This window comes from Caldimonas brevitalea (assembly GCF_001017435.1).
Taxonomy (GTDB): domain Bacteria; phylum Pseudomonadota; class Gammaproteobacteria; order Burkholderiales; family Burkholderiaceae_C; genus Caldimonas; species Caldimonas brevitalea.
Map to the genome: position 1 here is coordinate 1544990 of NZ_CP011371.1, position 21607 is coordinate 1566596.

General features: G+C 65.8%; 17 protein-coding genes and 1 tRNA gene. 15 read left to right on the top strand and 3 right to left on the bottom strand.

The features are described 5' to 3' along the window. Positions 1 to 68 precede the first annotated feature (68 nt). Together AAW51_RS06745 and AAW51_RS06750 are read left to right on the top strand one after the other, a co-directional pair. Positions 69 to 1421, top strand: coding sequence for a M48 family metalloprotease (locus tag AAW51_RS06745; RefSeq protein WP_047193996.1), 1353 nt, complete (start codon positions 69 to 71; stop codon positions 1419 to 1421). After that, positions 1421 to 1870, top strand: a complete 450-nt coding sequence (locus AAW51_RS06750; RefSeq protein ID WP_047193997.1) for a group II truncated hemoglobin — start codon at positions 1421 to 1423, stop codon at positions 1868 to 1870. The genes AAW51_RS06745 and AAW51_RS06750 overlap by 1 nt, the downstream gene beginning before the upstream one ends. 17 nt (positions 1871 to 1887) lie before the next feature. Here AAW51_RS06750 and AAW51_RS06755 read toward each other — a convergent pair whose 3' ends face one another. Together AAW51_RS06755 and radC are read right to left on the bottom strand one after the other, a co-directional pair. Continuing rightward, positions 1888 to 2562 (bottom strand): Smr/MutS family protein, encoded by a 675-nt coding sequence (locus AAW51_RS06755; protein WP_047193998.1) that lies wholly within the window; start codon positions 2560 to 2562, stop codon positions 1888 to 1890. A gap of 10 nt (positions 2563 to 2572) precedes the next feature. Beyond that, entirely contained in the window at positions 2573 to 3247 is a 675-nt protein-coding gene (radC, locus tag AAW51_RS06760; protein ID WP_047193999.1) for a RadC family protein, read from the bottom strand. Between the two features lie 74 nt (positions 3248 to 3321). Here radC and AAW51_RS06765 point away from each other — a divergent pair, with 74 nt between their 5' ends. The 11 genes from AAW51_RS06765 (at position 3322) to AAW51_RS29775 (ending at position 18779) form a co-directional block, all read left to right on the top strand. Beyond that, complete coding sequence (locus AAW51_RS06765; RefSeq protein ID WP_047194000.1) at positions 3322 to 3798, top strand: FKBP-type peptidyl-prolyl cis-trans isomerase; 477 nt, start codon at positions 3322 to 3324, stop codon at positions 3796 to 3798. After that, complete coding sequence (gene ispH / locus AAW51_RS06770; protein ID WP_047194001.1) at positions 3798 to 4766, top strand: 4-hydroxy-3-methylbut-2-enyl diphosphate reductase; 969 nt, start codon at positions 3798 to 3800, stop codon at positions 4764 to 4766. Before AAW51_RS06765 ends, ispH begins: the two co-directional genes overlap by 1 nt. 99 nt (positions 4767 to 4865) lie before the next feature. Beyond that, positions 4866 to 6173, top strand: coding sequence for a serine--tRNA ligase (gene serS / locus AAW51_RS06775; RefSeq protein ID WP_047194002.1), 1308 nt, complete (start codon positions 4866 to 4868; stop codon positions 6171 to 6173). 123 nt (positions 6174 to 6296) lie between these two features. Next, positions 6297 to 6387, top strand: a tRNA-Ser gene (locus AAW51_RS06780). Positions 6388 to 6722: 335 nt separating this feature from the next. Next, on the top strand, positions 6723 to 9083 hold the full coding sequence (locus AAW51_RS06785; protein WP_083438130.1) for a polymorphic toxin-type HINT domain-containing protein: 2361 nt from the start codon (positions 6723 to 6725) through the stop codon (positions 9081 to 9083). 4 nt (positions 9084 to 9087) lie between these two features. Next, entirely contained in the window at positions 9088 to 9276 is a 189-nt protein-coding gene (locus tag AAW51_RS29760) for a hypothetical protein (protein WP_157359648.1), read from the top strand. Positions 9277 to 9306: 30 nt separating this feature from the next. Then, positions 9307 to 9720 carry a hypothetical protein gene (locus tag AAW51_RS29765; RefSeq protein WP_157359650.1) on the top strand — a complete coding sequence of 138 codons (414 nt, stop codon included), beginning with the start codon at positions 9307 to 9309 and terminating at the stop codon, positions 9718 to 9720. A 218-nt stretch (positions 9721 to 9938) separates the two neighbouring features. Continuing rightward, positions 9939 to 10121 carry a hypothetical protein gene (locus tag AAW51_RS29770; protein ID WP_157359652.1) on the top strand — a complete coding sequence of 61 codons (183 nt, stop codon included), beginning with the start codon at positions 9939 to 9941 and terminating at the stop codon, positions 10119 to 10121. Next, the gene (locus AAW51_RS06790; protein ID WP_083438131.1) at positions 10118 to 13153 is read left to right on the top strand and encodes a type VI secretion system Vgr family protein; all 3036 of its coding nucleotides are present in this window, start codon (positions 10118 to 10120) and stop codon (positions 13151 to 13153) included. Before AAW51_RS29770 ends, AAW51_RS06790 begins: the two co-directional genes overlap by 4 nt. A 17-nt stretch (positions 13154 to 13170) precedes the next feature. Then, entirely contained in the window at positions 13171 to 18105 is a 4935-nt protein-coding gene (locus AAW51_RS06795; protein WP_083438132.1) for an RHS repeat-associated core domain-containing protein, read from the top strand. Further along, positions 18102 to 18779, top strand: coding sequence for a hypothetical protein (locus AAW51_RS29775; protein ID WP_157359654.1), 678 nt, complete (start codon positions 18102 to 18104; stop codon positions 18777 to 18779). Before AAW51_RS06795 ends, AAW51_RS29775 begins: the two co-directional genes overlap by 4 nt. A gap of 39 nt (positions 18780 to 18818) precedes the next feature. On the opposite strand, the gene AAW51_RS06800 is transcribed toward AAW51_RS29775, so the two are convergent. After that, positions 18819 to 19364: a hypothetical protein gene (locus AAW51_RS06800; protein ID WP_047194004.1), complete on the bottom strand. Its 546-nt coding sequence runs from the start codon at positions 19362 to 19364 to the stop codon at positions 18819 to 18821. Between the two features lie 138 nt (positions 19365 to 19502). Between AAW51_RS06800 and AAW51_RS06805 the strand changes: the two genes are divergently transcribed. Together AAW51_RS06805 and AAW51_RS06810 are read left to right on the top strand one after the other, a co-directional pair. Beyond that, a complete protein-coding gene (locus AAW51_RS06805; RefSeq protein WP_047194005.1) occupies positions 19503 to 20168 on the top strand; it encodes a response regulator transcription factor in 666 nt (221 codons plus the stop codon). After that, on the top strand, positions 20165 to 21598 hold the full coding sequence (locus tag AAW51_RS06810; RefSeq protein ID WP_053013391.1) for an ATP-binding protein: 1434 nt from the start codon (positions 20165 to 20167) through the stop codon (positions 21596 to 21598). The genes AAW51_RS06805 and AAW51_RS06810 overlap by 4 nt, the downstream gene beginning before the upstream one ends. Positions 21599 to 21607 lie beyond the last annotated feature (9 nt).

Here is a 21607-nt window from a genome sequence, read left to right on the forward strand (position 1 = left end):
GGCCGCTGCCGGTCTCAGGTGCCGGCCGCTTCCTACAATCCCGGGAAAACGACTCTTGGGAGCCTGCCATGACCGCTGCTGACCGTGACGACGACTTCGGCGCCCGCTTGCGCCGCAACCGCCTGACGCGCCGCGACACGCTGTGGCTGTTCGGCGCCGCCACCTCCGGCCTGGCCTTTTTGTCGGGCTGCGCCACCTCACCGGTGACCGGCGAGAGCATCGTGGTCGGCCTCAGCGAAGCCCAGGAGCGCGAGGTCGACCAGCAGCAATCGCCGCATCAGTTCTCGCAGGACCTCGGCCGCGTGCAGGACGGCGAGGTGAACGACTATGTCGGCGAGGTCGGGCAACGCCTGCACGGCCGCTCGCACCGGCCCCAGATGCCGTATTCCTACCGCGTGCTCAACGCCAACTACGTCAATGCCTACACCTTCCCGGCCGGGGCGGTCGGCGTGACGCGCGGCATCATGACCGAGCTGCACGACGAAGCCGAGTTGGCGGCACTGCTGGGCCATGAGCTGGGCCATGTGAACGCGCGGCACGCCGCGCAGCGCCAGGGGCAGGCGATGGTGGCGCAGGCCGTGGTGACCGGCCTCAACGTCGCAGCATCGAACACGCAATGGGGCGCGCTTGCGGGGCTCGGCAGCCAGGTCGGCGCGAGCGCCTTGCTGTCCAGCTATTCGCGCGACAACGAGCGAGAAGCCGATGCGCTGGGCCAGGAGTACATGGTGCGGGCCGGCTACCCGGCCACCGGCATGACACAGCTGCACCAGATCCTGGTCGAGCAGGAGAAAGAAAGCCCGAGCCTGCTGCGTACCATGTTCTCCTCGCACCCGATGAGCAGCGAGCGGCGCGACACCGCGCGGCAGTTGGCCGAGAGCCGTTATGCGGCGAGCAGCTCGGCCGCTACCGGGCGCGAGCGCTTCATGGACCGCACGGCCGGCCTGCGCCGCATCAAACCGACCATCGACGCCTGCAAGAACGGCGAGACCGCGATGTCGCGCAAGGCGTATGCCGATGCACAAGGTGAGTTTGCCGCCGCGATCAAGCGCACGCCGCAGGATTACGCGGCCAACCTGCGCATGGCCCAATGCCTGCATGCCCAGGGCAACGCCGGCGAGGCGCGCCGCTATGCCGACGCCGCCAAGACCGTCTATCCGCAAGAGGCGCAGGCCCGCAAGCTGGCGGGCGTGCTGGCCTTGAGCGCGCGGCAGCCCGACCGGGCCTACGAAGAGCTGGAGGCGTTCGACCGCCTGCTGCCGGGCGACCCCGGCGTGACGTTTCTGAAGGGCGTGTCGCTCGAAGGCATGGGCGACCGCGAGCGAGCCGCGAAGCACTACCACCGGTACCTGACGGCGACGCGCCAGGGTGATGCCGCCGGTTATTCGGCCAACCGGCTGAAGGCCTGGGGCTATTTGAAGTGATGCAACGAGGACGGGCCGCTGCGCCCGTCGAGAGGAAAGACGTGAACGACGAATCCGACCGCCCGGGCGAGGTGAGCCCGTTTGAAGTCGTGGGCGGCGAAGCCAAGGTGCGCGAGCTGGTCGACCGCTTTTACGACCTGATGGAGCTGGAGCCGGCCTGGCGCGAACTGCGGGCGATGCACCCGACCTCGACAGAGGGCTCGCGCGACAAGCTGTTCTGGTTTTTGTGCGGCTGGCTGGGCGGGCCGCAGCACTACGTCGAGCGCTTCGGCCACCCGCGGCTGCGTGCCCGCCATCTGCCGTTTGCGATCGGCATCCGCGAGCGCGACCAGTGGCTGGCCTGCATGCAGCAAGCGATGTCGGAGGTGGGGCTGGACCCGCACCTGGCCGAGCGCTTGCAGGCGTCGTTCTTCAATACGGCCGACTGGATGCGCAACAAGGGCGGCTGAGCCGGCCGGGCCGGTCGTCAGGGCGCCGACGCGGACGCCGGCCGGCGTGCCAGGTCGTTGGACGGCCGCAGCAACACCACCAGCGCGCCGTTGCCGCCGTCGGAGGCGCGCGCCTGCACGTAGGCGATCACCTCTTCCTTTTGCACCAGCCAGCCGCGCACCTTGGTCTTGAGCACCGGCTCGCGGCCGGGTGAGCCGTTGCCCTTGCCATGGATCACGCGCACGCAGCGCAGGCCATGGCGCACCGCCTCGCGCAAGAACTCCGCCAGTTGCTCGCGCGCCTCCTCGCGGCGCAGGCCGTGCAGATCGATCTGCGCCTGGATCACCCACTCGCCGCGGCGCAGCCGGCGCACCACCTCGGGCCCCACGCCGGGCCGCCGAAACGACAGCGCGGCGTCGGTTTCCAGCAGGGTTTCGACGTCGAATTCGTCGGAGATCGCCTCGCGCAGCACCTCCTGCTCGTCGAGCCTGCGCTGGAACGGCACCGGCTCGGGCCGCTCGCGCGGCACCTCGGCCAGGCCGCGTTCCTTCAGCGCGTGGATGCGCCCGACGCTGCGCGTGAACAACTCGCGCTCGCGCCGCAAGCGCTCTTCTTCGGCACGCCGTTCGGCTTCGCGCCGTTCGGCCTCGCGCTGGCGTTCCTGCAGCAGCCGGCGCACGTCGCCCAGCTCGGCGAAGCTCTTGGCTTTCATCGGGACTTCCTTACAACAAGCCTCGCTCGGCAAAAGAAACCGCCTGGCCGCGGCCGACGACGATGTGATCGAGCACCGCCACGTCGATCATCGCCAGCGCCGACTTCAAGCTCTGGGTCAGGTATTCGTCGGCCTTCGACGGCTCGGCATGGCCGGACGGATGGTTGTGCGCGAGGACCACGCCGGCGGCATTGTGGGCCAGCGCGCGCTTGAGCACCTCGCGCGGGTAGACGCTGGTTTGTGTCAGCGTGCCGCGGAACAGTTCCTCGCAAGCGAGCAGCCGGTTCTGGGCGTCGAGGAACAGCACCACGAAGACCTCGTGCGGGCGCGCGCCGAGCTGCAGCCGCAGGTAGTCCTTGACCTGCTCCGGCCCGTCGAAGCCCGGGCGCTGGCGCAGCTCCTGCGCCAGCGCGCGCCGCGCCAGCTCGAGCACGGCGACCAGCTCGGCGCGTTTGGCAGGCCCGAGGCCCTTGATGCTGCGCAAGTCGTCGGCCTGGGTCTGCAGCAGCCCGGCGACACCGCCGAAGGCGCCCAGCAGCTGCTCGGCCAGTTGCAGCACCGAACACCCCTGCAGCCCGGTGCGCAGCAGCAGCGCGAGCAACTCGGCATCGGCCAGCGCCGAGGGCCCGAGGGTGAGAAGTTTTTCACGCGGGCGCGCGTCAGGCGGCAGGTCCTTGAGCAGCATGGGCGGGGTGGGCCGTGCGTCGGCAAACAAGGGAGTGACCCGGGGTCCAAAAGGCCGGGGGCGGGACTTCTACAATGCAGCCAGTCTACAAAACCGAGGTGCCGCAGGTGGCCGCAGTACAACCCGGGTCTTTTCTGACCCTGCACTACCGACTCGTCGGCCCCGACGGGGCGGACATCATCAACACCTTCAACGACAAGCCGGCGACGTTGTCGCTCGGCACCGGTGAGCTGGCGCCTGCGATGGAGCAGCGGCTGCTGGGCCTCGAAGAAGGCACGCGCACCACCTTCACGCTGGCGCCGGGCGAGGCGTTCGGCGAACGCAACGCCGATCTGTTGCAGAAGGTCAAGCGGGCGCTGCTGGCCGAGCTGGGCGACCCGGACGAAACCTATCACGTCGGCGACGTGGTGCAGTTTCCGACACCCGACGGCAGCGCCAGCTACGCCGGTGTGGTGCGCGAGCTGGGCGAGGACTGGATCTTGTTCGACTTCAACCATCCGCTGGCCGGGCAGCCGGTCAGCTTCGAAGTGCAATTGATCGGGGTGCTGTGATGGCGACGACCGAAGTGCGTGACGTGTTGCTGGCCGAGCCGCGGGGCTTCTGTGCCGGTGTCGACCGGGCCATCGAGATCGTCGAGCGGGCGCTGCAGCAGTTCGGCGCGCCCATTTATGTGCGCCACGAGATCGTGCACAACACCTATGTCGTCAGCGACCTGAAGGCCAAGGGCGCGATCTTCATCGAAGAGCTCGACCAGGTGCCGCCCGGCGCCACGCTGGTGTTCAGCGCCCACGGCGTCAGCAAGGCGGTGCGGCTGGAGGCGCAGGCGCGCGGGTTTCAGGTGTTCGACGCCACCTGCCCGCTGGTGACCAAGGTGCACGTCGAGGTGGCCAAGCTGCACAAGGAAGGCTACGAGTTCATCATGATCGGCCACAAGGGGCACCCCGAGGTCGAGGGCACGATGGGCCAGCTGAGCGACAGCATCTACCTGGTGGAGGAGGCGGCCGACGTCGCACATGTGCCGGTGCGCGACCCGAGCCGGCTGGCGGTGGTGACGCAGACCACGCTCAGCGTCGACGACGCCGCCGAGATCATGGCCGCGGTCAAGGCGCGCTTTCCGCTCGTGCGCGAGCCCAAGCAGCAGGACATCTGCTACGCGACGCAGAACCGCCAGGACGCCGTCAAGGTGCTGGCGCCACAGGTGGACATCGTCATCGTGGTCGGCAGCCCCACCAGCTCCAACAGCAACCGCTTGCGTGAGGTGGCGTTGCGCAAGGGCACGCCGTCCTACATGGTCGACCAGCCGTCGGACCTGCGCCCCGAGTGGTTCGAGGGCAAGAGCCGGGTCGGCCTGACGGCCGGCGCCTCGGCCCCCGACATCCTGGTGCAGCAGGTGATCGAGCGCCTGAAGGCCTTGGGAGCGGTGTCGGTGCGCCGCATGGAAGGTGTCGAGGAGACGGTGCGCTTCCCGTTGCCCAAGGGGCTGGGCGGCAGCGGTTTGAACGGCACCGGGCTGCGCTGAGCCGCAGGGTCGCCGGCGCCTGATCGAGCGCGCCTTCCCTACAATGCCAGGTTCCTTCTGGCTCAACATGACCGACGGGGCTACGCGCCCCGCACATCCATGCTCGATATCACCCTGCTGCGCAAAGACCTTGAAGGTGTGACCGCCCGGCTCGCCACGCGCAAGTCGCCGCAACCTTTTCTGGACGTCGAACGCTTCAAGGCGCTGGAGTCCGAGCGCAAGGCGCTGCAGACCAGCACCGAGGAGCTGCAGGCCAAGCGCAACAGCCTGTCCAAGCAGATCGGCCAGCTCAAGGCCAAGGGCGAGGACACGAGCAGCGTGATGGCCGAGGTGGCCGGCCTGGGCGACGCGCTGAAGGCGTCGGCCGAACGGCTGGACGCGCTGCAGGCCGAACTGAACGACCTGCTGCTGCAACTGCCCAACCTGCCGCACGAGAGCGTGCCGGTGGGGTCGGACGAGTCGGCTAACGTCGAGGTGCGCCGTTGGAGCCCGCAGGGTGAGGCGCCGCGCAGCTTCGACTTCGCCGTCAAGGACCATGTCGACCTCGGCGCACCGCTCGGGCTCGACTTCGACACCGGCGCCAAGCTGTCGGGCGCGCGCTTCAGCTTCCTGCGCGGGCCGATCGCGCGGCTGCACCGGGCGCTGGCGCAGTTCATGCTCGACGTGCAGACGGGCGAGCACGGTTATACCGAGTGCTACACGCCCTACATCGTCAATGCCGAGGTGCTGGTGGGCACCGGCCAGTTGCCCAAGTTCAAGGACGACATGTTCTGGGTCTCGCGCGGCGGCGACGAGAGCGCGGCGGTGCAATATTTGATCTCGACCGCCGAGATCTCGCTGACCAACAGCGTGCGTGAGCAGATCGTGCCGGCCGAACAGCTGCCGCTCAAGTTCACGGCCCACAGCCCCTGCTTCCGCTCCGAGGCGGGCAGCTACGGCAAGGACACGCGCGGCATGATCCGGCAGCACCAGTTCGACAAGGTCGAGATGGTGCAGATCGTGCACCCCGAGAAGAGCTACGAAGCGTTGGAAGAGATGCTGGGGCACGCCGAGGCGGTGCTGCGCAAGCTCGGGCTGCCGTACCGCGTGATCACGCTGTGCAGCGGCGACATGGGCTTCGGCGCGGCCAAGACCTACGACCTGGAGGTGTGGTTGCCGGCGCAGAACACGTATCGCGAGATCAGCTCGGTGTCGAACTGCGAGGCGTTCCAGGCGCGGCGCATGCAGACGCGCTTCAAGAACGCGCAGGGCAAGCCGGAGCTGGTGCACACGCTGAACGGCTCGGGCCTGGCGGTGGGCCGCACCTTGGTGGCGGTGCTCGAGAACTACCAGCGCGCGGACGGCAGCATCGAAGTGCCGCAGGTGTTGGTGCCCTACATGGGGGGGCTGACAGAAATCCGCGGGTGATGGTTATAATCACAGGCTTCGCTCGGCACTGACCACGTGCCAGCGGCCTGAGGTGGCCCGGTCGGGTGCTTCAGGGGTGGGCTCAGGCCGCATGCTGCGGGTCCATCAGATGCGAGAACACCAGGAAAGGTGGCAGAGTGGTCGAATGCGCCGGACTCGAAATCCGGTATACGGTTTTACCGTATCGAGGGTTCGAATCCCTCCCTTTCCGCCAAATCGAAAGAGAAAAAGCCGTTGATTTTCAACGGCTTTTTTGTTTCTGCAGGGTTGCCACTGCGGTTCTACTGGCGAATCCGGGCGCTGGCCCGGTCGTGCCGGCCCGGTCGCGTGCATTTATCACGCCCCCCGTCATTTGCCCTCACGCAAGCATCCAAGCCTGCTGGCAAGTCCGATACTTCCAGGCCGATCGCTGCTGCCGTTAGGCCCACTAACCGGCACGCGTGTTTTTGGCGGCTGCCGCGCTACCCATCACAGCGAATTCGTTTCGAAAGGCATGGGTGCCCTGGCTGACGAGAAGTTTTCTGATCGCAGTAAGTCGCGAGATCCTCCATGTCCACCACGCCGCTGCCAACCCTGATGCTCGGTCCTGAACTGGGATTCGCCTGCGGTACGCGCATACATACCAAGGAAGGCCTGAAGCCCATCGAGAGCATTGCCGTAGGGGATTGGGTTCTGACGCACCCGGAACAGGTACCGCCGCCGCGCCGCCGTCGCCAACACAGCGAGTACCAATACCGACGGGTGACGCGAACAACACCTGCCGATGTACGGTCGCTCCTGCACGTCACCTTGCAAAACCTGGCTGACGGCATTGAGGACACCTTGCTCGTCGCCGAGGGCCAGCCGATCTGGACCCAGCCGTCAGGCTGGGCAGCGGCCGGTCGGGTACGTCCCGGGCAGGTCCTGGTGCTGAGCTTCAACGGCAATGCACTGGTGCGGAAGGTGCAGGCCAGCGATCATCCGGCGCGTGTGTGGCACTTGGAGGTGGAGGACTGCAACAGCTACTACGTGGAGCAGCTGGGGACCTGGGTGGGCTGCAACCCGGATGCGCTTGTGCAGACGACTCCCGCTGGCGAGGCTGAACCGGCTTTCGATTTCAGCAAGCCGCACATGCTGAGGGAGATCAAGGACTACTACAACGACACGCTCATTCAGCCCGAGCCGCAGAAAGTGGCGGCACTGGAACTGGCAGAACAGATGCGAGCCGCGGCCGAGAAGCTGCGCAGCCTCGTCAGGGAGCAGATGCAGCAGGAACTGGGCTACGACGAGGCCGGCGTTCGCTGGCTGGACGGCTATATCGAGCGGGCCCGGCTGAGGCACTCCAACGACCAGTGGGAGCGTGCCATCAATCTGATTGGCGCTTTCCTCGGCGAGTGCACCATCGGCAGCCTGGGAGGGCAATGGTCGCGGCATGAGGAGAACTTGTGCGTGGTGCTGAACGAAGGGGACACCGTCTTCCCGCACGTCAAGGTCACCAAGCAGTTCAAGAACGGGAGGGACGGCGGCGATTCGGTCCTGGGCTTTTATCAGGCAAACAAGAGTCTCAGCGAAGCCTTGGCCAGCGGACCGCTGACGGCCGCACAGGAACGACTGCTCGAATACTCCCGCGACAGCGGCAAGCGCCTCTTTGTGCCTGACCTGTCGGGCGCCACACCGGCATGGGTCGAGGTCGCAGAGGTGCGCGACGGCTATCTCAGGTTGCATTCGCCGCCGAACCAGGGTTACACCGTCTCGTCGTTTGTCACCGGGGTGAAGTGTTTCTACGTTTGTTCCCCCACCGGGCAGTTGCTGCACACCGAGTGGATCAACAAATCCGATTGGGACACCTTGCCGCCAGACATCCTGAAGCAGCTCAAGAGCAAGCTGGCGGCGGACACCTCTCTCACGCTCGACCAGTTGGAGCGTGGCAAGCAGTTCATCGAGATCTCGTACGCCGCCAGTGACCAGCGGGCCGATGATCGCCACTACTTCTCGACGATCCTCAAAAATATTTCTTCACGCAAAATCCGAATTGCCAAGTTCGGGGGTTTCAAAGCCAAGCAAGCTGCATGGCAGCTGGCCAGCGTGACCGGCGATTTCTACACAGAGAACGACTTCAGAGAGTGGTACGGCCAGAAGGCGGAATGGCTGTTGCCGGGCGAAACCGTGTGCGACACGTCCAACTGGGGAAACCCGCCGGTTCTCTGGGCCTACTACGGCGTCACTGACACGGGTGAATCCTTTGCGGCCGGGAAGGTGCTGGAGCGGCCGGTCAGCAGCCCGGGAAACAACTCGGGCGCGCACTTCGTGAAGCCCGTGCAACCACAGCCGGAAATGGAGCAAATCATCACCCGGCTGCGCTCCAGCTATCAGTTGCGGCAGCAGCGAATGAACTTCATCACGCTGGCGTCCCTGCTCGGGCCCAGGCCGTCGTGGGTGAAAGAGACCGACGGCTTGGCCGAATGCTTCGAGCAGCAGAAGCTGCTGCTGACCGAAGGGCATATCGTCTGGGGCGCGCTGGTCCAGGCCAATGCACTATTGTTCGAGCCCGGTGAGGTGGACTGCCCGGCCTTGCTGCTGCACTCGCCGGACAGCTACTTCGACTCCCATCCGCAGGAACTGCAGCTGATCAGCCGCACCTTTGTCTCGTTCAAGCAGACCGAGCCGACCGACCCGGAACTGAAGGAAGTGGCGCGGCTGGTCACCGATGAAATGGACCGCTCGATGGGATTCGAGCTTCCCAAGGTGTTCTCCAGCAAGCCGGTGCGGTCCGCGACGTTCATGGTCTTTCGCAAGCACGTTCCGAATGGCGTGCTGTCGGCCGGGCTGTTTCCCATCCTGACTCACCCGTCGACCCAGGCCGTGATGATGGTGCCGTTCGAGTTCTGGCCGATCGAGCTGATCGTGCTGTGGAAAGAGAACAAGATCTAGTTTCGTGTTCCCGCTCGACAAAGGATTTGCGGACATTCACAGCTGGTGTGGCGAGGCCGACGGTTTAAGCTCGATCGAGCGGGAACATTACGAGACCACCGTTGAGGAATTCAACGGCATTGCTCTGCCACGCCGCAGATCATTGTTTACCAGCGTGAAACCTACAGCACAAAATTCACGTTTCCCACGATGAAAGTGGCGAGGGTGAACTGAAGGGCGAATAGTGAGCTTCCAACGTTGCATCTCCGACCGGGGCGGCGAAACGCCATGCTCGTCACAACTGACGCGAGTCGTTGGGGGTCTTGCCGCCGCCGCAATGGTTGCAGTGGTGACCTCTGCCTGCACGCGCCCTGACATAACGCTCGCTGACTTCTCCAAGACCATTCAGCTAGACCCAAAGGCCGCTGAGGGACAGGTGGTTGGCCTTTATCTGGAGATCGATCTGGATGCCAAGGCTCCTATCACCGTCAATCTTGCATGCGAGGGAAAGGTTAAAACCAAACAGGTTGTCCCACCAGGCCGATCTGTACAGCGTTGGGACTGGTATTCGTGGTGCGCCGAACTCTCTTTTGAGGTTGGGAACGCTCAGGCGCGGTCGATCGCCATTTCATACGAGTTCCACGCTTTCAAGAATTGAAGTTCAGCGAGCTTGAATGCCGTTGCATTCGAGCGTCCAACCGTTGCCCGCCGTCCCACCGGCTTCCCCCCGGTGTTTACAACGGCTAACCATCGCGCCATCCCTCTAGCCGGGGGAGGGCCGCCGAAACTCCCTTGTCGCTGGCTACACTGCGGCCCACGAGAAGTAGAGCAGGGGTGGCAACGCCTGAAGACGTTGCCGTTTCAGGGAGGATTCCGATGGATCACAGCGATCTCGCTGCCGCATCACGTCTGTCTGGCCGTCTGACGCGACGGCGGCGCCGGCCGTTCCCGCTGCAAAGCAACGACGTCAGAGAAAGCTGGATGCGCATCGCCGCACCCGGCCTCGTCGAGCCCGTCCTGCTCGGAGCCTCGGCCCACAAGATGGCCACTACACGATGAGCCGACTGCGAGCTCTCATCGAGGGGCGCCAGCACGCGCGCCTCTTGCGCCTGTCCTTTCCCAACCAAGATGGCCCCGACGCCGAACTGCTGGTCGAGCGACTGCACGCCGTCGAATCGCTCTCGCGCGATTACCGCTACACGATCGAACTGCTGAGCGACGACGCCGACATCCAGCTCGAAGCACTGCAAGGCAAGCTGCTCTGTGTGTCGCTGGTGCGCGCCGATGGCAGCTTGCGTCACTTCACCGGCCACGTCTGGCGCTTCCGCCACGTCAAGACCGACGGGGGCATCGCCTTCTACGAAGCCGTGCTCGTGCCTTGGCTGTACTTCCTGACGTTGCGGCAGAACAACCGGCTGTTCCACCACCAGACGCTGCAGCAGCAGGCGCAAACGCTGTTCGCCGACTATGGCGAGCTGCCAGTGTGGGAGTGGAAGGTCACAGGCGAACAGCCGCAGTTCACGATGCGCACGCAGTACGCTGAAAGCGATGCGAATGTGCTGCACCGGTGGCTGGAGGCGGCCGGCTACAGCTACCGCTACGAGCACACCGAGAAGGGCCAGAAGCTCGTCTTCGTCGACGACACACGCTCCACCGACCCCATCGACGGTGCATCGCCCGAGATCCGCTTCCACAGCAACGCCGGCTCCGAAGAAGAGAACGCCATCGCGCAGTGGAGCCCGAAGCGTGAGGCGGTCTCGGCGCATTACACGGTCTCCGGCTTCGACTTCAAGGACCCCACGCCGGTGCACACCGGGACGCCCAGCATCATCGAACAAGGCGACACGCCCCCGCTCGAGATCCACAGCTACGAAGGTCACTACGGCTTCAAGCACCGCACCGGCGGCGACCAACTCGCACGCCGGCGCATGGAAGAAGTCGAGGCGCGCGGCCAGCAGTACGAAGCGCGGGGCAACAACGGCTTTGTCATGCCGGGGCGTTGGTTCAAGCTGGCCGACCACTTCGCTCACAGTGGCGAAGACGCTGAATTCCTGATCCTCGAAGTCGAGCACCAGGCCGCCAACAACTACCTGCAGGGTGCGGAGGCGGTCGCCGAGTACGACAACAGCTTCGTGTGCCAACCCAAGGCGGTGGTGTGGCGGCCGGGCCTCGGTTTCAACAGCAAGCCGACCCGCATCGTGACGCTGCAAACGGCCCTCGTCGTCGGCCCCGAAGGCGCCGGCAGCCTGCATGTGGATGAATACGGCCGCGTGCAGGTGCAGTTCCACTGGGACCGCGAGCAAAGCGGCAGCTGCTGGGTGCGCGTGGCGACGAACTGGGCCGGCGGCGAGAACGGTCTGATCAGCCCGCCGCGGGTGGGCTCGGAAGTGGTAGTGCAGTGGCTTGACGGGAACCCGGACCACCCGCTGATCACCGCAGCTGTCCACAACCAGGCCTACATGCCGCCGTGGAAGCTGCCCGAGCAGCGCTCGCTGACCGGCCTGCGCAGCCGCGAGCTGACACCCAGTGGCGGCAACAGTCCCGGCGGCCGCAGCAACCATGTGGTGCTGGACGACACCGAGAACGGCATCCAGGTGCAAGCCCGGAGCGACCACCAGGCCAGCCAGCTCAGCCTGGGCCACATCACCCGCATCGAAGACACCGCCGGCCGCAAGGAGGCCAGAGGGCAAGGCTTCGAACTGCGCACCGATGGGCACGGTGCCGTGCGTGCCGGGCAGGGCCTGCTCGTCACCACCGAGGAACGGCTGAATGCGCGCGCGCACCTCACCGACATGGGCGAGACGGTGGAGCGGCTCACGCAAGGCCAGGACCTGCACCAGAGCTTGTCGGACGCGGCCAAGGAAGCGCAGGCCCACCAGGCCGGCGACCAAGATGAAGTCGTCAAGGCACTGCAGGCGCAGACCGCCGACATCCAGGGCCAGGGTGGCAACCCGCAAGACGGCGAGTTCCCCGAGTTCCAGGCGCCGCACCTGACCCTCGCCAGCCCGGCCGGCATTCAGACCACCACACAAGGGTCCAGCCACATCGTCAGCGCCCAACACACGGCGCTCACGAGCGGCGGGCACACGAGCATCAGTGCCGGCAAGAGCCTGCTGGCGAGCGTCAAGGAGGCCGTGCGGCTGTTCGCCTACAACGCCGGCATGAAGTTGGTGGCGGCCAGCGCCAACATCGACGTCACCGCGCTGAAGGACAGCATCAACCTGCTGGCCAAGCTCAACATCACGCACACTGCCAACCGCATCGAGATCACGGCCAAGGATGAGGTGGTGGTCAACGGCGGCGGCAGCTTCACGAAGTGGAGCGGCTCGGGCATCACGCATGGCACCGGCGGCCCCTGGCAGGTCCAGGCGACCGGCTTCTCGCACACCGGCCCGGCCAGCATGGGCACGCCGAGCCTGCCGCAAGCCATCCAGCTGCCCACGGGCAACCTCGAACTCTTCCACGAATACGTGCGCTCCAACGGCGAGCGGGTGCAAGGTGTCAAGCAGGGCGGGTTCAGCGTGACCGACTCCGAAGCTGCGAGCCATGGCGGTGCACTCGACGGCAAGGGTTTCAACGCCGTTTCCGGCGTGCCGATGGGCGTCGTGGAGGTCGTCTACGGCAAAGATCCGAGCAACACCTGGGACGAGGGCAGCCACTTCGGGAAGTTCAACTGGCCGCCGGAGCCGGCAGTGGGGAGCACCCCGACGACAGCGACGCTGGCCTCCAACTTCAGCGGCTCGCAGGGCACCCAAACGGCCTCGGGGGCACTGGGCAGCGCGGCGTCGCTCGCCAGCGCTGCTCCTGCGGCCTCAGGCGCTGCCGGCACGCTGAGCAGGGTCGTCGCTGCTACGTCGACGGCACAGCAGGTGGCGGGTACCGTGCAGGCGGTTCAGCAAGGCGGCGTGAAGGCACTGGTCGAGCCCGCGATGCAACTCGCCCAGGCTCAGGCCATGCCGGTCATCGCCCAGCAGGCAGCGGGCGTGTTGCCGGCCGGGTTCGCCGGTGACCTGATGGGGAACATGGCGCCCACGACCAACGCCCAGCCCACCTCTGCGCCACTCGAAGACTTCAGGGAATTCGCCGTCTGACGGCGGCCTAGAACAACATGACCGAGCCCACTAAAACACCCGAGGGAGGGCAGGCGAGCAAGCCCGAGCCGCAAACGGCCGTGGCCCCGCTCAACACCATCGCCCCCGAAGACCTGCAGGCCAGCGCCAACGCCTTCGACGCCTGGCTGCGCAAGAAGACCGACAACTACATCACGCTCGACCGCCTGACCACGGTGGCCGGCAGCCTGCCCGTGCTCAGCAGCATCATGGCGCTGGCCAGTGCCGTGATGGACGTGGTGCACATCGTCGAAAGCTACCTCAAGAAGAAGAGCGCCGACTTCTTCCTGTGGGTGTCGCTCGCCATCAACATCATCGGCATCGTGCCCACGCTGGGCGCCGTGCGCATGAGTCTGCGCCCCGCGCTGCACCTCGTCAGAAGCCGCTTCGCCGCCGGCGCCAAGGACATCGGCGCCGCCGTGGTCGAAGTCCTCACGATGGAGTTGGCCGACCACATCAGCGGCTCCCTGGAGAACTTCATCACCCAGGCGACGGGCAAGCTCGGCAGCATGCTCAAGGAGTGTGCCGACTGGGCCGACAAGTTCGCCGACTCACTCATCAGCGTGCTCCAGCGCAGCCTCGGTAAAGAGCCGCTGTTCAAGCTCAACACGCCGCCACCGCCGCCCGCACGGGTCGTCTACGACCCCAAGACCACCTCCTTGCTCGGGGAGATGCTGCAGTCGGCCCAGCAGATGGGCCGCAATGCCAAGCACGTGGCGCAGGTGGGCTTGACCCACTACGGCAACGCGTATCGGCAAGCCGGCAACTTCGTCGGCGCCCAAGCCGCCGACCTGCTGTCCAAGGAGGCCCGGGCCACGGTGCAAGGCCTCATCGACACGCTGCAGCAGACCAAGGTCGGCTTCCGCGCCAGCCTGACCCAGCTGGCCGACCCCAACGTCGAGCGCAGCATCATGTGGCTGCTGCAGCGCATCCTGCAGGCGGTGGCCAACCGGCGCAAGACCCGGCATGCGATGATGAGTGCCGACAAAGGCACGCAGGTGCGCGAGGAAATCCCCGGCAAGAAGCTCGAGGCCGTCAACAAACAGGCCAAGGCGGAGGGGGATCCGGATTGTTGCAAGCTCTTTCCGGCCCCCGCCAGCACCACGAGATCCATCAGCTACGTCACCGGCGCCGAGAGCGTCACCCACACCGACTTCGTGCTGCAGGCGCCGCTGCCCATCGCGTGGAGCCGGACCTACCGCAGCAACCTCGGGTCGTTCGACCAGGGCAACCTGGGCGCGCGCTGGCTGAACACCTACACCACCCGCATCGACGTGCAGGGCAAGGGCCGAGGCCGCGAGCTGGTCTACCACGGCGCCGACGGTCGTAGCCACCGCTACCCTTGGCTCGAAGTGGGCCAGGTGCATCGAGATGCGATCGAGGACCGCACGCTCACCCGGGTCAGCGCCACGCTCTTGTGGCTAGACGCCGGCAAGCCGCTGCCCGAAGGCGAACCGAGCCCGTGGCGAGAGACCTACGAACTGGTCGACACCTGCCCCGGCAAGGCCGACGCCTATGGCCCCCAGCACTTCCGGCTGAGCAGCCTCACGGCCTTGCACGGTGCCGCCATCCGCCTGCACTACGGCGCCACGCTGCGCGAAGGCCCCTATGCCGGTGAGCAGGTGCTGAGCGCGATCGAGAGCCTGCAAGGTGAACAACTTATTGCCGAGGTGGCCCTGCAAGCCCACGCCCGCACTGGCTGCGTGCTGGGCATCTGGGAGGTCAAGGAGAGGCAACTCGCGCGGGCGCTTGCCGTCTACGAGTACGACGACCAAGGCGACCTGGTGCACGCCCGCGACGAGAACGGCGCCAGCTGGCGCTACCAGTACCAGCACCACCTGGTCACCCGCTACACCGACCGCACGGGCCGGGGCACGAACCTGGCGTACGACGGCACCGGGCCGGACGCCAAGGCCATCCACGAATGGGCCGACGATGGCAGCCATGACACCCGGCTGGCGTGGGACGAGAACATCCGCCTGACCTACATCACCGATGCATTGGGCGGGGAGACCTGGTTCTACTACGACATCAAGGGCTACCCCTATCGCATCATCCACCCGGACAAGCGCGAGGAATGGTTCTACCGCGACGATGCCAAGAACCTCACCACCCACGTCCATCCGGACGGGGCCACGGAGCACTTCCGCTACGACGAGCACGGCAACCTCATCCAGCACACCCGCGCCGACGGCAGCCGGGTGCATTTTGAGTACGACCAGGGACACCGCCTGACCGGCATCCTCGACCCGGACGGCGGTGTCTGGAAGCGCGACTACGACCAGCACGGCCGGCTCACCGAAGAAACCGACCCGCTCGGCCACAAGACCGAATACGCCTACGACCAGGGCGGGCGCGTCATCAAGGTCACCGACGCCAAAGGCGGGGCCAAGAAGCTGGGCTACACCCCGTCCGGCCAACTGACCCGCTACACCGACTGCTCGGGCCGCACCACCGAGTGGAGCTACGACGAACGCGGCCGGCTGGTGAAGACGACCGACGCTGCCGGCAACGAAACCAAGTACCGCTACACCGCGCTGACGCAGGAAACGCTGCAGCGCGCCTGGCAGCCCGAGGACTACGGCAACCACCCCGGCCAGCTGGAAGCGGTGATCGCGCCGGACGAGACCGAAGAGCAGTTCTGCCACGACGCCGAAGGCCGCTTGCTCAAGCACCTGGACGGCCTCAAGCGCAGCACGTCCTACCGCTATACGGCCGCCGGCCTGGTGCATGACCGCGTCGACGCGCTGGGTCATCGCCTGGGCTACCGCTGGGACCCGCTGGGCCGGCTGTTGGAACTGCGCAACGAGAACGACCAGCCGTACCGCTTCAAGTACGACCCGGTGGGCAAGCTGCTCGCAGAAACCGGGTTCGACGGCAAGACGACCGAATACCGATACGCCGAGGACACCGGCGTGCTGCAGGCGGTGGTCGACGGCAGTGTCACCACCGAACTGAAGTTCGATCCGATGGGGCGGCTGCTGCAACGCAAGGCGAGCGTTCCCGGCAGGGAGGAGCAAATCGAGAGCTTCGGCTACTACCCGGGCGGGCGCATCGGCGAGGCCAGGAACGAGCACGCGCGGCTGCAGTGGTTCTACGACCCGGCCGGCAACCTGGTCCGCGAGCACCACGGCTATCAGGGTCCGTTCTTCCCGGAGAAGAAAACCGCCGTCTGGCGGCACCGTTACAACGAGCTGAACCAGCGGGTGGGCACGACGCGGCCGGATGGTCACACGCTGGAATGGCTGACCTACGGCTCGGGGCACATCCATGGGCTGGTGCTCGACGGGCAGGACGTGCTCGGCTTCGAGCGGGATGCGCTGCACCGGGAGGTGTACCGGCAACAGGGCAACGGGTTGGAGCAGCACCAGAAATACGACCCGGTGGGGCGGTTGTTGGAACAGCAGGTCAAGCACGGTCAGCAGCGCGGCCCAATCGACATCAACCAGGCCTATCAGCGCGCGGACAGCAGTGTCGGGGCGCAGGCGGCGATCGTGCGGCGCTACAGCTATGACAAGGCCGGCCACCTCGACCACATTGAGGACAGCCGCCGGGGCCGGGTGCAGTACCGCTACGATCCGGTGGGGCGGTTGCTGCAGGCGACCAGCGCGCTCGGGCAGGACGTCTTTGCCTTCGACCCCGCGGGCAACATCTTGCCAGTGCAAGACGCCGGCGAACGGTCAGCGACATCCACGGAGCGGGCCAAGCTGCCGAAGGTGCTCGACAACCTGCTCAAGGAGTACGTTGGAACGCGCTATGGGTACGACGAGCGCGGCAATCTGACTGAGCGGGTGTATATGGGCCAGCGTTCCCAGTTCGAGTGGGACGCCTTCAATCGCATGGCGAGGGCTGTGACAACCGACGCCGTCATAGCCTTCGCCTACGATCCGCTCGGCCGTCGCATTGCCAAGTGCAGCGAGCGCGTCAACCCGCACGGCGGCGAGACATTGCGTGAAGACGTGCTTTTCGGCTGGGATGACGACAGACTGGCTTTTGAGATCCGCACAGCGGAGGCCGAGCGCGGTGCGACAGGGCAAACGGTCCACTACATTCACGAGCCGGGCACGTTTGTGCCGCTGTTGCAGGCCAGGAGAGGCCAGGCCGTCATGCTAGCGCCGACCACTGACGTGAGGGCTCTGACGGCCGCCAGCGGGGGGGAGTACTGCGTCGAGTTGGACCCGCTGTGGAACGGCGAACTTGAGGCAGAGGCGGCGGCGTTCGCCAACCACGAGATCACGTTCTACCAGTGCGATCACCTTGGCACGCCCCAGGAGTTGACAGATCACGAAGGCAAGATTGCGTGGGCCGCGCAATATAAGGCTTGGGGGCAAGCCAAAGAAGCCATCAGCGATGCCGCGCGTAAAGTCGGCTTTGCGAATCCAATCCGCTTCCAGGGGCAGTATTTTGACGAAGAAACCGGACTGCACTACAACCGATATCGGTACTACGATCCGAGCGCCGGGCGGTTTGTATCTAAAGATCCGGTTGGGCTGGCTGGAGGCGAGAACCTCTATTTGTATGCGCCCAATTCGACAGAATGGGTTGATCCATTCGGACTTTGTCCCATGGGGGCCCAACGGCGACAACAAACCGAAGGCGACGTCACGTTGCCTACGGCACGTGCCGCACGGCGGGCTGCGATGAGAGCTCAAAACATCCCAACATCAAGAAGCTACACGACTGTGTTACGTCCAGACGGGGTGGATGGTTCAGGAGGCAAAATGCATGTAGAGGAAATTCGCGAGGGCGGTCGAAATTCAGGCGGCGTGAGGAAGGTGGGCGAAGTCAAAGTGCACCCCGACGGCCACCAATTCCCACCGACCAAACAGACGCCGTGTCCAACCTACGAGCTTCCGCATTACCATGGACCCGACGGCGAACATGTCTCTTACCAGCGCGGACGGGTGCGTCAATCCAATAGGTACGGTCGATGATTAGCTGCACAATTTCTGGTGATGCTGGCGGAGAGATCTTTCGTCAAGTGACAGCGTTTGATTTTGAGGCTGACGCACTCTGGTTTCGCTTCAAGTCCGCAAGCGATATGTACCGTATGGCAGAGAAAGTGTTACCAGCATTCCGGCCCATTACAGCCTTCTTGCTCTCAGAGGTCCTGCCCGGCGCAGTGAACCCAAAACTAAGTGAATTTCAGGGGGCCTTCGGTCGAGCAAAGTTGTTAACAATGAACAAAAGCAGGACCTTCCGCAAGAGAGTCTGCGGGCCTTCCGAAAGCTTCTATCTGGACGGTGCCCCCGTCTCTCCAGATGAGGACTGGAAAGGTTACCTGAGGTCCGTGTACAACGCGGACGCTGGATTTCTCTTGTCAGGAGATGGAAACATCAACTTGGCGGTGGAAGAGGCACTTAAACGGAGCGACCCCTCGGCCTTCTTTGGGTGCCTAGCTAAGAATTCTCATGCCGTCGGCTTGTTTTTTGAAGATCACATGGGCACGAGAAGTATCGTGTTCGTCGGGCGGTCGCTGCCCAGCAGCATTGAATTTGAAGCCGCGAGTTCAGGCGAAAAGTCGGAGGTGTTGATGGAATCAGTCCGCGCGTATGGCGAACGACTAGCCAACCGAAGACGGTTCGAGCAGGTCTTATCAAAGCATTGAATTGATATTCGAAGTTAATCGCCGCGGCACCCAGCTGTCCTAAACCACCACCCCCACCCCAGCCCATTCACGCCCACCCCGCCCCGCCCCCGTCTCGCCCCCCCGCGACCACCGCCGCCGGTAATCCATCGGGTCCTCCCCCAACGCCCGCGCCACCTCGTCGATAAAGTGGTCGGTACACAGCTGCCGCACCGTCCGCCACGACGGCGCATTCTTCGACGTCACCCCGTACACCGACACGTGGGGCACGTACACCGGCAGCTGCCACGACGCACCCCCTCGATGCGGCCCGACCTGCGACCGCTGCCACCACGCCACCAGCGCCCCCGACGCGTCCGTCAACGCCCGAATCCGCGTCAAGGACCGCGGATGGCTCTCGATCCCCGGCGCCGCGACCCAGTAGCACCGCTCGATCACCCGCTCCGGCGGCGCCTCCCACAGCACACCTTCGGCATCTCCGCTCGTCGCCAGCACCTGTTCGCGCCCGCCCAGCCGCGCCGACAGCAGCGCCTGGGTGATCGGCATGCCGGGCTGCACGCTGTACAGTCGCACCGGCAGTGGTGGCGTTTCGGACGGGCACGTCATCGCTAACTCCTTCAGATCGCAAGGATTTTGGGCAGCAGCAGTTAAGAAGTCTTTAATGGCCGCCCGGCACACTGACGCCGTTCCACGGCGCCTCCCCCCTTCCGGGAGGGCGCATGACAACCCGCAAGGTGACGACGCATGCAACTGCTGTTGGTCGAAGACGACGAAATGCTGGCCGAGGCGGTGCGCGATGGCCTCCAGAAAGGCGACAACCGGGTCGACTGGGTGCGCGATGCCTCCGCCGCCCGCCTGGCCCTGACCGACCATGCCTACCACGCGGTGCTGCTCGACCTGGGGCTGCCCGGCGGCTCCGGCCTCGGTGTGCTGCAGGCGCTGCGCTCGCGCTACGACGCCACGCCGGTGCTGATCATCACGGCACGAGACCAGCTCAGCGACCGCATCCACGGCCTCGACGCCGGCGCCGACGACTACGTCGTCAAGCCCTTCCAGCTCGACGAACTCGGCGCCCGCATCCGCGCGGTGGTGCGGCGCGCGCAAGGCCGGGTGTCGCCGCTGATCAGCCACGGCAAGGTGTCGATCGACCCGGCGCGCCGGGTCGTCACGCGCGACGGTCAGCCGGTGCCGCTCAGCCTGCACGAATACCGCACACTGCTGGCCCTGATGGAAAAGCGCGGCTGGGTGGTCACGCGTGACCAGCTCGAAGACGCCGTCTACGGCGACAGCAGCAGCATCGAAAGCAACACCATCGCGGTCTACGTGCACCAACTGCGGCGCAAGCTGGGCGACGATTTGATCGTCACGGTGCACGGCTTCGGCTACCGCGTCGGCGAGGAGCGGGCGTGAAGTCGCTGCGCGTGCGCCTGTTGGTGGTGGTGCTGTCGACCCTGGTGGTGTTCTGGGTGTTCTGGATCGGCTGCCAGGTGGTGCAGATGGGCCGTCACCAGACCGGCCAGTGGGACATGATGCTGCGCAACATCGGCACCCAGATCATCTTGTCGCTGCCGGTCGACACCGAACGGGTGATGCTGAACCGCCGCGAACGTTTCCAGGTGGCCGAGCAAACCGGCTACGAGGGCGACAAGGTCAGCTTCCAGGCCTGGGTGGGTCGCCACCATCTGGCGATGCAATCGCCCGGCGCGCCGGACACACCGCTCAAGGCCGATTTCGCCGACGGTTTTGCCGAGGTGACGATCGGCGGCCAGCCGTGGCGGGTGTTCGCGGTGTCCGATGTCACCGGGCGGGTGCAGGTGCAGGTGGGCAAGCCCAAGGCGCTGCTGCGGGCCGACATCGAACGCTGGACGGCGCTGAGCCTGTCGAGCGCCGTGTTGGTGCTGTTGCTGCTCAAGGCCTCGATCTGGGGTGTCGTGCACTGGTCGTTCCGGCCGGTCACGGCCGCCCGGCGCGCGCTGGGCAAGCGCAGCCCGAGCGATTTGAACCCGCTGCCGACCGGGGGCCTGCCGAGCGAGGTGCGGCCGCTGGTCGAGTCGTTCAACGCCTTGCTGGCACAGCTGGACACCGCGATGCAGACCGAAAAGCGCTTCATCGCCGACGCCGCGCACGAACTGCGCACGCCGCTGGCTGCACTGCTGGCGCATACCCAGCTGGCGGCGTCCGCCGAGAACCCCGAGTGCGCCAAGCAGGCCTTGGTGAAGCTCGCGGCCGGCGTCGAACGCAGCGCGCGCCTGTCGGAACAGCTGCTCGACCTGGCCCGCATCGATGCCTCCAAGCCACAGCAGGGCGGGCCGTTGCCGCTGTACGAAACCGTCGAGCTGGTGGTGCGCGACTTTGAAATGGTCGCGGCGCAGAAACAGCATCGCATCGTGCTCGACCTGGAGCCTTGTGACGTGCAGGGGCACGTCGACGCGGTCGGCGTGCTGGTGCGCAACCTGATCGACAACGCGCTGCGCTACACGCCAGCGGGGGGCCGTTGTGTGGTGTCGTGCCGCAGTGTGATCGAGGGTGGTCGAGAGGTGGCGCGGCTGAAGGTGGCCGACAACGGCCCCGGCGTGCCGCCCCATGAGCGCGAGCGCATCTTCAACCGCTTCTACCGGGTGCCAGGCGCGGGCGGACGCGGCAGCGGCATCGGCCTGTCGCTGGTGGCCCGTATTGCCCAACTGCACCAGGCCCGCATCGGTGTGGGCGACGGGCTCGACGGCGCCGGCTTCGCGATCTGGGTCGATTTCGAACTGGCGGGCGCGCCGCCGGCCCAGCCGCCGCGACGGCACCCCGAGCCCAGTTTGCCGTCCGGCCAGCGCCCGGCCTTGTCGACCTGATAGATCCGC